Origin of the sequence: Nocardia terrae, assembly GCF_009760405.1 — a bacterium.
GTDB classification, from domain to species: Bacteria; Actinomycetota; Actinomycetes; order Mycobacteriales; family Mycobacteriaceae; genus Nocardia; species Nocardia terrae.
Window position 1 is genome coordinate 1,967,515 of the sequence record NZ_WRPP01000001.1, and the last position, 9,731, is coordinate 1,977,245.

The following is a 9,731-nucleotide window of genomic DNA, read 5'->3' on the forward strand; positions in this document are numbered from 1 at the left end:
TCGACATCCAGATGGTCGCGCACCACACCGGACCGCAAACCATACCTGCTCAGGCCCGATCCTCTTCCCGGGCGAGAACCCGGCACCGTCGAGTTGACGGTGCTCTCGTCCAGCCGGGTGGCGCACGGGAAGCTGAAGATTGCCTGACGAAACGTGCCGAACCTGGTCGCGAACCAGGGGAGTGGTTTGAATACCGGTATCGGACAGCTGCCGCGCGCGCCGCCAACCCGAAGGCGGTGGTGCTTGCCGGGCTCAGCACCAACCCGAGCGGACAGACCGTCACCGCCGACCAGGTTCACGCCGCCCTCGACGCAACCCGATCCTTCGTCGATGGCTACTGGCTCAATATTCCGCAAGCCGGAACAGCCTGTCCGCGTTGCGGTACCGCGCAACCGCAGGTAGCGGTCACCCTGCTGCGCCAATTGCCGTGACCCGTCGTTTCGAACGGATGGATCGAATCGCCCCAATTCCATTGCGTGCTGGTCGGTTTGCCGCAAATGTGCCGGAATTCGCGCAACGCGGTCAAGTGATCTCTCACCTGTGAAACCATTGTCGTGGGCGCCCCTATCTCGGCTGTGAAGGGAGATGAGCTCATGACAAATCAGCCTCCGCAGGGCTCAGGTGGTCCCGGTAATCCGCAATACCAGTCTCCCGGTTTTCCGTCCTATCAATCCGCCAGCGGGCCGCACTACCAAGCGTCCGGACCAACCCCGTACCAGCCCATGGCCGCCGCCTCCGACGAAGACGGGAGAGGCTTCTTCGCCTCGCTGTTCGACTTCGGATTCACCTCCTTCATCACGCCACGGGTCATCAAGGTCCTGTATGTGCTCGCGATGATCCTGGCGGGCTTGGCCACGCTGTCCCTGGCACTCTTCGGCTTCATGACCGGCAGTGCCGCGATCGGCATCTTCATCCTGATCATCGTGTGCCCGATCTATCTGTTCGCGGTGGTGCTGTTCTATCGGGTCGCACTCGAGTTCGTCATGGTCGTTTTCCGAATGGGTGAGGACATGCACGCCATTCGCAATCGAGGCGGTATGCGATAGACCGCGCGAGGTGTCGAGTTCTCTATACGTCCGGAGACACCTGACGATGCGTGTCGGCGTCGCGATCGAATCGGGCGAATGCGACCGGATCGACGCGATTCCGCAAGTCGTGGAATGCCTTCGGGTGGAAGCGCTTTAGCGGAAATGCCGACCGGTTGCAGGAGACCGATGGTTATTGTTGTCCACCTCTCTTGTCTGAATGATCGCGTCTTGGTTCAGTGATCGCGGCCCCGGAGATGACGGGGGTGCTCCAGGTGGGAGAGGTTCGGATGGATCCAGTGACGACGATCGTGACGGCGTTGGCGGCGGGCGTGGCGAAAGGGATGGGCGACGGCGCTTCGGCCGCGGTCGCGGACGCATACCGCGCGCTGAAGGGCGGGCTCGCGCGCCTATTCGGCGGGAGTCCGCCGGCGCAGTTGGTCTTGGCCCAGCACGAGTCGGATCCGGACACGTGGCGGGCGCCGCTGGCCAAACTGCTGACCGAAGCGGGCGCCGATCGCGAGGAGGAAATTCTCACCGCGGCAAGGCAATTGCTCGAGCTGGCCGATTCCATGGGAGGTCGCACCGACATGACCGTGGTGAACGCGCAGGGCGCGAATATCGGCACTATCGGCGACCATGCTCGGCAAACCAATGTCTTCGGTGCTCCGCCCGCCGCGCTGAGCACGCGTCCCGGGTTCGCATTCGGCCCGGAAGGGGGGAACGCAAGTGGCATCCGGTAACGGTGAGAACAGAACCATCGGAGTACGGATCAGCCGCAGAGTGCTCTGGATCGGCGACGACGCCTATCCGCTGCAGAATATCGCCCGAGTAGGTCCGCGAGAGCTCGTGCCGCCCCCACCAACGCCGGTGAAGGACTACCTGAAGCTCATTGCGGCCGCGGTGATCCCGGCTCTCATCGTGGGCCTCCTCTTCAGCTCGGGGCTCGGCTGGTTCGTGTTCCTCGTCGTCTTCGGCGTAGCCACCTACCGACTGATCCGCGTGCTGACCGAGGAGAAGACAAGGCTGTACGCACTGACCATCGAAACCGCCGGAGCCTCGAACACGGTCCTGGTCAGCAGCGATATCGAGACAATGGTCGACATCGCCCAAAACATCATGAAGGCGATCGACGATCCACAGTTCGAGTTCGCCCGAAACATCACCGTCGACGCCCGCGGCGCAAACATCGGACAAATCGGCGACCACGGCCAACACATGAATTCATTCGGAGTGCCTCCCACCCACTCATGATGTTCGGGTGACCTCGTATCGCTCTGCCACAAATAAGGATTGGGCCCCCGAGCCGTAGCTCGGGGGCCCAATCCTTGGGGATCGCTAATCCAGATAGTCGCGCACTAGGGATGGTTGTGCTCTGTGCCGGTGCCTGGACAATGAGGTGGAGAGGGAGCGCAACACCGACCGATATCTTGGACTGAGCGATCCGAACCGCCGGCGAGGCGGACGAATCGGATGCTGGATACTACCGTTTGGGGTGTGAGGATGACCGCCGACCTGCGCAGCTGGGCTGCCGAGATCGCACGTGTTGAACTCGAAGGACTTCCCCGTCGTTGGCAGCACACTCAGGGAGTTGCCCGGCAGGCCGAACGCGCCAGCCGAGTGGTCGACGATCCGGACCTCCTTGTAGCGGCAGCGTGGCTGCATGATGTCGGATACGCCCCGCGCCTCATCCGAACCGGCGTTCATGCCATTGATGGTGCGAGGTTCCTGTCAGAGCTCGATGCCAGTGACCGGTTGTGTGGGCTGGTGGCACATCACTCGTGTGCCTGCGTCGAAGCCCGAAACCAAGGAGTCGCGATTGAGTGGCCAGATGAGCACACCGTCGTGCGGGACGCCTTGTGGTGGGCTGACATGACCACGACACCGACCGGGGGAGTGACGGGCGTGCAGGACCGTATCGATGAAGTCCTGAACCGATACGGACCTGATCATGTGGTGGCGCGGTCGGTGGATGAGGCGTCCGAGGAGCTGATCGCCGCAGCGCGGAGAACCGAACGGCTTCTGGCCGAGCTGATTCAGGTGTAGTAGGGCTCGGCTCGACCGGCCAGCGCGGTATCAATTCGAAGTTTGATCGAGGGATGGATATCGTGCGCGGCCAGATCATCTGGCGCGATCCATTCGACAACCTTCGACTCCGAGCTCGTTCGAGGTTCACCGCCGGTAGGGTCAGCGGTGAAGCAGATCGAGAACTCTTGCCGGACTTCCCCGTCGTCATACGCAATGACGTGATCAGGATTAGAGAAGACACCGACCAGGCCCGTCACCGTGACCCGGATTCCAGTCTCTTCTTCGACTTCACGGATGACAGCTTGGGTCGGAGTCTCGCCAATCTCCATGCCACCGCCGGGAATCGAGTACTTGTCGTTGTCGGTCCGCCGGATCATCAGGATCTGACCCTGACCATCACGAACAAGCGCGCTGACCGCGACCACGATGCTGTTGGCCTTCGGTGCAGTCGGATCCTCGAAGAAGTCGGTGCGGCTCATGCCCGGATCCTGGAGAAATCCGCAGCGTCCGAGATCGACCAGACATGTTCGAAACTGCTCATGTAGGTCTCGAAGAGGTCGCCCGTCGGAAGGCGGCGAAGATGCATCGCGGGTGCGTACGCCCCGGGCTGACCGAAGACATGCATGTTCACAATCATTTCATCGTCGAAGCGAAAGATCGAGTTGTAGAGGGTCGTGCCGTGGAATCGCATCTCGACGCTCTCGACTCCGGTCAGCGGTTCGACAAGTGCCAACGCATTCTTGATTCGGGCCGGAACGGTTCCAGTCGCCAGCCTCTCTTCACCGCTTCGCTTCACTGCCTCATCAGCGAGCGGGTCACCGAACAGCATGCGCACCGAGAGTCCCTGCTTGACTTTGGATTTGACCGTCTTCGCGAACGTGGGTTCCTCCGCGAGGAAGAGGCCGGCCAAGACAAGGATGTCAATGCGCTCGGTGCAGTCCCGCAGGAGGCGAGACCATAGCTCCGCCGGGATCAGGCTTCGATGCGGGAAGATCTTGACGACCTCGGCCTCAGCCAACTCGGTCTTGCGCTCAGGATCAATCGCGTCGGGGAACAGATAGTTCTCGGATTCGTGGACCAGCGCGGCTAGAGCACGGCGATGCTTCGGATACGGCGTTCGGCCTTTGCTGATCCACCGCTCAACGGTTTTCGCATCGACACCAAGCGACTCCGCGGCACTGGTCGGGCTAAAGCCGTTGCGTAGCAAGGATTCAAGTAGGCGGTCATTCGACACTGCCTCACCACCCATCGAGGATTTCCAGGGACGAGTTTACGCCGCCGGGACGTCCCCGTAAGTCCTTTTCACCCATGATGCCGTCCATTGCCGATCGAGTTCCCTTGAGACACAGGCGAGTACAGAGCTCGCCGAAGGATCGCATAAGGAACTGATCGGAGGCATATCTCGTGGCACAGGACAAGGGTGATCGCGCGCTGCAGGCAAGGATTGCAGCACACGCATCATGGGCACGGACGGAGGATCGCGCCGCCCGGACGGCAAACGCGCGGCGTGCCTTGATGGACAAGTTCGAGCGTGCAGTTGATCCGGATGGGCTGCTCACTCCGGATGAACGGGCATTTCGTGCCGAGCACGCGCGGAAAGAGCACTACCTGCGGTTGAGCAGGAAGTCAGCGCTGGCGCGGCGACGCCGCAACTGCCGAAACAAGCACAACGGTGGCGGTGCAGCATGATGCGCACCTCGTTCCTGTTGATCGGGATTGTGCTGGCTGTCGGGATTTTCGTGCCCCAGGTGGCCATCCTCCTCTTGATCGCGATCTTTCTGCTTGGAATTGCTGGTGTCATCTGGACCTATCGGGGTCCGTTAGACCGTCGTCGGCGGGGTGGTCGGCAATGAACGACTACTTGATGTTCGGCTATGGCGACCGTGACCGGGCAGCTGTGCCGATTTCCCCGATGGCGCTGGCAGTGTTGCTCGTGCTGAGTCTGGTATTCGCATCGGGCCTGTTCATGGGTGTCCTGCTGTTCGGCACCAGAGAGGCGTTGCCGTCCACCGTGGTGACCTGCCCCGCGCCAGGGACGCAGCAGGTGGCGGTATGGCCGAAGGACTGCCCGCGTGAGGCGGTGACCCATGAGTGAGCCGGAGATTCGGTTACAGGGGTGGGAGACTCGGCTCTCGGAGTTCACGGCCCAGCAGTACGCGCTGTCGTTCGACTCGCTGATCAAAGCCATCGGCAAGAGGCCGCGGGACGCCTACCGGTTCTCGTCGCGATTGAAGAAACTTGGGCACGCGGAAGTGGCCCGGGTCGACTACGGGTCCCCGGGGCCGTGGCGGAATTCCTCGCTGTTCGATGAACCGGAGACTGTGCCGCATGGTCCGCTGTGGCTGGCGCTGACTCGTGAAACCAATTGGGGTTACCTGGGATTCGATCCCGGGGACTGGCGGCCAAAGCCATCGACGGCGGCGCATCTGACCGCGGTCACGGAATTGCGGCTGGCGCTGACCGGGTTGGAGACCGATCCGCAGGTGTGGACGAGTGAGCGGCTGTTGCGGCGCTGGCTCAAGACCGACACCGGCCGCCCCGAGGGCCACATTCACGATGCCTGGTTCCGGGACTTCACCGACCCGGACAAGGTGTGGGCGATCGAGGTGGAGCTCTCGCGCAAGTTCGGCGACGGCCGTCTCCAGCGCACCATGACCGCCGCCCTGGAGATCGCCGAACGCAACGACTTGGCCGGCGTCTTGTACTTCGTCCGCGGAGAGGGCGTTCGCAAGGCCGTGAAGGGCGTCGCGACCCGGATCGCGCACCAGCGCAATCTCGATCACCTTCCGAACTTCGAAATCCATGACCTCGACGCCACTTTGGCGCGCAAAGGAGTGCAGTAGCCATGTCCCAATCCAGGAAAGACCGTCCGTTGCTGATCGTTATCAACGAAATGGGCGGCGCATCGAATACCGATGTCACACGTCAGATGCGAAGGGCTCTCGCCCGGCTGGGGATCGCCCCCGAACGCGTGGGTGTGTGGCCCAACATTCCATGCCCGGATCTGTGGTCGATGCCCGCGAAGGACATCCACAACGAGCTGGAACGGCTGCTCGATCTGTCGCATCTGCCCGGCGGGGAGGTGCAGTCATGACCGGATGTGTCCCGCTGATCACCCCGCAGGACTGCGGCACCACACCCACCGTACCGCCCGCGCCGACCTCGGTCACCCCGCAACCCGAGCCACTGCCGACATCGGATGTCGTGGTGAATTCGGTTGCCCCGCAGACACCTTCGCCGGACAAGTTCGAGAACTCCACCCTGCCCAACGGCTGGCATGCCCCGAACTGGCAGCTGCACATCTCCAGCGTGACCGATGTGCTGGCCTGGCTGGGCACGCTGCTGCTCGGGCTCGGGTTCCTGGTCGGGCTGGCGGTGGCGATGGTGTGGGTGGCGCACTGGCGGCGCTGGGATGCCCGCCAGGTCCGCAACTACGCCCTCGGTGCGCTGGTCCTGCCGATCGGGGCCATGGCCGTCACGAACTCCTGGTTCGCGGCTCCCACGCTGTGGTGGCAGGGCACCCGGGTATTCGTGCACTCGGGTCCCCGGTCCGGGGCCTTGGTGGCGATGACCGCGGGCTGCTTGCCGCTGGCGTGGGGTGCCGCCGCGGTGTATCGGTCGCGGTTCCTTTCCCGGCTGGGTACCGAGGGCGTGGACTCGCCGTGGAAGACCCGGCGGCTGCTGCGCCGCCAGCAGCACGGGCAGGCCGCTGCCGCGCGCCGTGCCGCGAAGTACGGTGCACCGCTGACCACGGGCTGGTTGAAGAACCGTGTCGTGCTCGGGCCGTTGTCGGAGAAGACGGACGCGACGCAGCCGACCACGACCACGCAGCTGGTGTCGAAGCGGTCGGCGAAGTTGGAGATCCCAATCGAGAACCTCGGGCACATGATCGTGCTGGGCAAGTCGCAGATGGCGGGCAAGACCACCATGCAAATCCGGCTCGGCACCGCCCTGTACGAGGCGTACTGGCACCGGTACGTGCGGACCGGCGAAAAGCGGCCGCTGCTGATCAATCTGGATTGCAAGGGCGGCAAGGCCGGTTTGGCGACCGGCCGCCAGGTGGTCAAGATCGCGCACCGCCTTGGGGTCCAACCTTCCCGGATTGCGTTGTGGCCCATCACGAGCCGGTTCGACATCTGGGACATGGACGAGGACGACCAGACCGCGACCCTCGAATCGATGATCAACCCGGTGCAGGCCACCGACGCGGGCGCGGAGCACTTCAAACAGAACCGCATCCGAGTCGTGCAGCTGGCGGCGAAAGCGCCGGGCGGGAAAGCCAAGAGCCGAGACGATTTCCTGCAACGGCTCACCTTGGATTGGCTCACCGGTGCCTATGCGGGCAACAAGGCGATTCTGGCGGAGATCGCGGATCTTCAGCAGAACAAGCCGCCCGCGATCGGGGATGTGGCGGGCAAGTTCCGCAACATCTTCAACGCGATCGGCGAGGGATTCGACGGCGGCCGCCCCCTGGACTCCTTCGACGTCATCTACGCCACCGTGCCCGGCACCGTCCGTGGGGAGTATGCCCGCGCTCAGGTCGCGGCGATCACGACGCTGATCTCGCAGTTCGCATGCAGTGAGCATGACCGGCAGATCATTTTGATCATCGACGAGATGTCGGCGGTGTCGGACAAGACCGGCGGCATCAACCAATTCACCATCGCCGAACGCCTTTTGGGCATGGGCGTGATCGGGATCTTCTCCGCCCAGAACCAATACGGGCTCGGGCAAAACGCCGATGAGCGTCGCCGCCTGATGGAGGCATGCCCGTCCGGTGCGCTGCTGATGAATCTCGAAGGTGCGGGCAAGGTTTCGGAGGTCTTCGGCACGCGCCCGGTCACCGAGAACTCGCGGCATTCCAAGGGCGGCAAGGTCGGCGACGAAGGCACCCTGGGCAACCGGGAAACCTTCTTCATCGACCCGAACCGGCTCGCCGAATTCAAACGCGGAGACGTGGTGTGGGTGCACGCCCTCAAAGCCCAATGGGGACATGTGGTCCCGGTCGAACTGGACGAGGTCACCGAACTGCCCGCCGACCCGTTCCCGGAGCGCTGGGCCACCACGGCCCCGCGGGTCCCGTTGCGGGCGGTGCGGGATCTGGATTCCGGGCGTGCCCGCCGCGCCGATTTCGGTGGCGACAACGAGGGCGGTGAGGTTGCATGACCGACTACCTGCGCCCGATGGCCGCCTACGTGGCCACCCAGACCGGCCACCGCCACTCCAGTGACGGCCACCCCGGACAGGCCAGTCCGGAGCGCGTGACCGCCCCGGACAGGCGAGCGGACACCGTCGAGGACACCCCGGACAGCGGGGCGGACAGGGGGTGGACACGATGACCACACGCGCCGACAAGCCGCGCGGGCACCGGGTTGCCCAGGCCGGGTTCGTGTTCGGGTCGCTGACCTCGGTGGCCACCAATGTCCTGCACACCTATCTCCCCACTGTCCACATGCCGTCGGGGCTGGCGCTGGTGATCGCGGCCCGCATCGGGTCCGCCGTCTGGCCGCTCGGGCTGCTGCTCAGCATCGAGGTTCTGGCGCGGGTCGCGTGGCGCCGCGGTCAAGGCTGGGCGCTGGCGCGGTTCGGCGGGGCGGGCACGGTGGCGCTCGGGTCGGCGGTGATCTCCTACAGCCACGTCCGAGATGTGCTGTTGGCCTGGGGATATGGGCATCCGGCCGCCGAGTTTGGGCCGCTGACCTTGGACGGGTTGATGGTGGTGTGCGGGTTCGCGCTGCTGTCACTCACCCCCTCCAACGAGGACACACCAACAAACCGATTCCGCCCGAGCATGAACCAGATACGCCCGGAATCCCTTGCCACACGAGAGATTCCCTTGGCCGCCCAGATCGAAGCGATCGGCGAGCCTGTCCGCCCGGTTCGCGAGGACGTAGCCACGGTGTCCGGACAGGCGGACACAACGGCCAGCGGCGCGGACAGCACCGAGGACAGCGAGGCGGACACCCGTCGCCACCGGGCGCGGGAGTTGCACGCCCAGAACTGGAGTCACGGCCGCATCGCCGCCGAACTCGGAGTCAGCAAACGCACCGTCCGCCGCTACGTGTCCCCCGGGGCGGACACCAATCCGGCCACCAGTGGCCACACGGACTCCAGCGCGGACAGCCCGGTCACAGCGGACACCACCGCGGACACGCTGCCCGCGGAATGGCTGCACGGCATCGACACCAACCACCACGACAACCACGAAGGAGTGCTGGCATGAGCAGCAACAGCAACGGCGGCAGGGGCATCGATTGGGACGGCGAGCTGCAAATGCTCATGGAGTCCTCCGGCATCAAACTCGCCGAACTGGTCCGCCCGAAATGGACTGCGCGAGCGCGCCGCCGGATTCTCGGAGCTCGCGCGTTCATGATCGCGGTCGTCATCACGGGGGTGCTGATGTGGATCATCGCGTCCTCCGGTGCACCCGACGCCGCGGTCGTTCCGGTGCTGGTGTGGCTGGCGGGCTGGATCGGGTACGGCGCGTGGATCAGTTTGGGCCGCCCGGACTGGAGCATTACCGCCCACACCGTCCGCGATCTCGGCACCGCCGGATTCCACGCCGTGTCCCGCTTCTACTTCGCCCGCTCCCGCCCGGCCCGCGCGCACTGGCGCGCCCGGAGAGCAGCCCACCGCCGCAATCGTGCCGCCGCCGAGGCCACGGCCTGAATATCTCTG

At 64.4% G+C, this 9,731-nt stretch carries 15 protein-coding genes; 13 read left to right on the plus strand and 2 right to left on the minus strand.

What is annotated here, in order from left to right; all coding sequences use genetic code 11:
- Positions 1 to 236: 236 nt before the first annotated feature.
- From GPX89_RS09145 to GPX89_RS09165, 5 genes are all read left to right on the plus strand, one after another.
- Complete coding sequence (locus tag GPX89_RS09145) at positions 237 to 431, plus strand: hypothetical protein (protein ID WP_157386756.1); 195 nt, start codon at positions 237 to 239, stop codon at positions 429 to 431.
- 162 nt (positions 432 to 593) lie between these two features.
- A complete protein-coding gene (locus GPX89_RS09150; RefSeq protein ID WP_157386757.1) occupies positions 594 to 1,046 on the plus strand; it encodes a DUF4282 domain-containing protein in 453 nt (150 codons plus the stop codon).
- 278 nt (positions 1,047 to 1,324) lie between these two features.
- The gene (locus GPX89_RS09155; protein WP_157386758.1) at positions 1,325 to 1,768 is read left to right on the plus strand and encodes a hypothetical protein; all 444 of its coding nucleotides are present in this window, start codon (positions 1,325 to 1,327) and stop codon (positions 1,766 to 1,768) included.
- The gene (locus GPX89_RS09160; protein ID WP_328601621.1) at positions 1,755 to 2,279 is read left to right on the plus strand and encodes a DUF6232 family protein; all 525 of its coding nucleotides are present in this window, start codon (positions 1,755 to 1,757) and stop codon (positions 2,277 to 2,279) included. The genes GPX89_RS09155 and GPX89_RS09160 overlap by 14 nt, the downstream gene beginning before the upstream one ends.
- A 249-nt stretch (positions 2,280 to 2,528) precedes the next feature.
- Positions 2,529 to 3,071, plus strand: coding sequence for an HD domain-containing protein (locus tag GPX89_RS09165; protein WP_157386760.1), 543 nt, complete (start codon positions 2,529 to 2,531; stop codon positions 3,069 to 3,071).
- On the opposite strand, the gene GPX89_RS09170 is transcribed toward GPX89_RS09165, so the two are convergent.
- Positions 3,062 to 3,532: an NUDIX hydrolase gene (locus tag GPX89_RS09170; protein ID WP_157386761.1), complete on the minus strand. Its 471-nt coding sequence runs from the start codon at positions 3,530 to 3,532 to the stop codon at positions 3,062 to 3,064. The two genes, GPX89_RS09165 and GPX89_RS09170, sit on opposite strands and share 10 nt — an antisense overlap.
- A complete protein-coding gene (locus tag GPX89_RS09175) occupies positions 3,529 to 4,287 on the minus strand; it encodes a hypothetical protein (protein ID WP_235946712.1) in 759 nt (252 codons plus the stop codon). The genes GPX89_RS09170 and GPX89_RS09175 overlap by 4 nt, the downstream gene beginning before the upstream one ends.
- A 170-nt stretch (positions 4,288 to 4,457) precedes the next feature.
- Between GPX89_RS09175 and GPX89_RS09180 the strand changes: the two genes are divergently transcribed.
- The 8 genes from GPX89_RS09180 to GPX89_RS09215 all read left to right on the plus strand — a co-directional run bounded on the left by GPX89_RS09180 (position 4,458) and on the right by GPX89_RS09215 (position 9,722).
- Entirely contained in the window at positions 4,458 to 4,742 is a 285-nt protein-coding gene (locus tag GPX89_RS09180) for a hypothetical protein (protein ID WP_328601622.1), read from the plus strand.
- 160 nt (positions 4,743 to 4,902) lie between these two features.
- The gene (locus tag GPX89_RS09185; RefSeq protein ID WP_157386763.1) at positions 4,903 to 5,148 is read left to right on the plus strand and encodes a hypothetical protein; all 246 of its coding nucleotides are present in this window, start codon (positions 4,903 to 4,905) and stop codon (positions 5,146 to 5,148) included.
- Positions 5,141 to 5,896 carry a hypothetical protein gene (locus GPX89_RS09190; protein ID WP_157386764.1) on the plus strand — a complete coding sequence of 252 codons (756 nt, stop codon included), beginning with the start codon at positions 5,141 to 5,143 and terminating at the stop codon, positions 5,894 to 5,896. The genes GPX89_RS09185 and GPX89_RS09190 overlap by 8 nt, the downstream gene beginning before the upstream one ends.
- Before the next feature lie 2 nt (positions 5,897 to 5,898).
- Positions 5,899 to 6,147: a hypothetical protein gene (locus tag GPX89_RS09195; RefSeq protein ID WP_157386765.1), complete on the plus strand. Its 249-nt coding sequence runs from the start codon at positions 5,899 to 5,901 to the stop codon at positions 6,145 to 6,147.
- Positions 6,144 to 8,219 (plus strand): hypothetical protein, encoded by a 2,076-nt coding sequence (locus GPX89_RS09200; RefSeq protein WP_157386766.1) that lies wholly within the window; start codon positions 6,144 to 6,146, stop codon positions 8,217 to 8,219. The genes GPX89_RS09195 and GPX89_RS09200 overlap by 4 nt, the downstream gene beginning before the upstream one ends.
- The gene (locus GPX89_RS09205; protein ID WP_157386767.1) at positions 8,216 to 8,392 is read left to right on the plus strand and encodes a hypothetical protein; all 177 of its coding nucleotides are present in this window, start codon (positions 8,216 to 8,218) and stop codon (positions 8,390 to 8,392) included. The genes GPX89_RS09200 and GPX89_RS09205 overlap by 4 nt, the downstream gene beginning before the upstream one ends.
- Entirely contained in the window at positions 8,389 to 9,276 is an 888-nt protein-coding gene (locus tag GPX89_RS09210) for a DUF2637 domain-containing protein (protein WP_157386768.1), read from the plus strand. The genes GPX89_RS09205 and GPX89_RS09210 overlap by 4 nt, the downstream gene beginning before the upstream one ends.
- Entirely contained in the window at positions 9,273 to 9,722 is a 450-nt protein-coding gene (locus tag GPX89_RS09215) for a hypothetical protein (RefSeq protein ID WP_157386769.1), read from the plus strand. The genes GPX89_RS09210 and GPX89_RS09215 overlap by 4 nt, the downstream gene beginning before the upstream one ends.
- Positions 9,723 to 9,731: the final 9 nt, after the last annotated feature.

Bases quoted from the DNA above. Each gene is read 5' to 3' on its own strand.
- GPX89_RS09195 (WP_157386765.1), top strand. From the start codon at position 5,899: ATGTCCCAATCCAGGAAAGACCGTCCGTTGCTGATCGTTATCAACGAA.
- GPX89_RS09150 (WP_157386757.1), top strand. From the start codon at position 594: ATGACAAATCAGCCTCCGCAGGGCTCAGGTGGTCCCGGTAATCCGCAA.
- GPX89_RS09215 (WP_157386769.1), top strand. From the start codon at position 9,273: ATGAGCAGCAACAGCAACGGCGGCAGGGGCATCGATTGGGACGGCGAG.
- GPX89_RS09200 (WP_157386766.1), top strand. From the start codon at position 6,144: ATGACCGGATGTGTCCCGCTGATCACCCCGCAGGACTGCGGCACCACA.
- GPX89_RS09185 (WP_157386763.1), top strand. From the start codon at position 4,903: ATGAACGACTACTTGATGTTCGGCTATGGCGACCGTGACCGGGCAGCT.
- GPX89_RS09210 (WP_157386768.1), top strand. From the start codon at position 8,389: ATGACCACACGCGCCGACAAGCCGCGCGGGCACCGGGTTGCCCAGGCC.
- GPX89_RS09205 (WP_157386767.1), top strand. From the start codon at position 8,216: ATGACCGACTACCTGCGCCCGATGGCCGCCTACGTGGCCACCCAGACC.
- GPX89_RS09190 (WP_157386764.1), top strand. From the start codon at position 5,141: ATGAGTGAGCCGGAGATTCGGTTACAGGGGTGGGAGACTCGGCTCTCG.
- GPX89_RS09170 (WP_157386761.1), bottom strand. From the start codon at position 3,532: ATGAGCCGCACCGACTTCTTCGAGGATCCGACTGCACCGAAGGCCAAC.
- GPX89_RS09165 (WP_157386760.1), top strand. From the start codon at position 2,529: ATGACCGCCGACCTGCGCAGCTGGGCTGCCGAGATCGCACGTGTTGAA.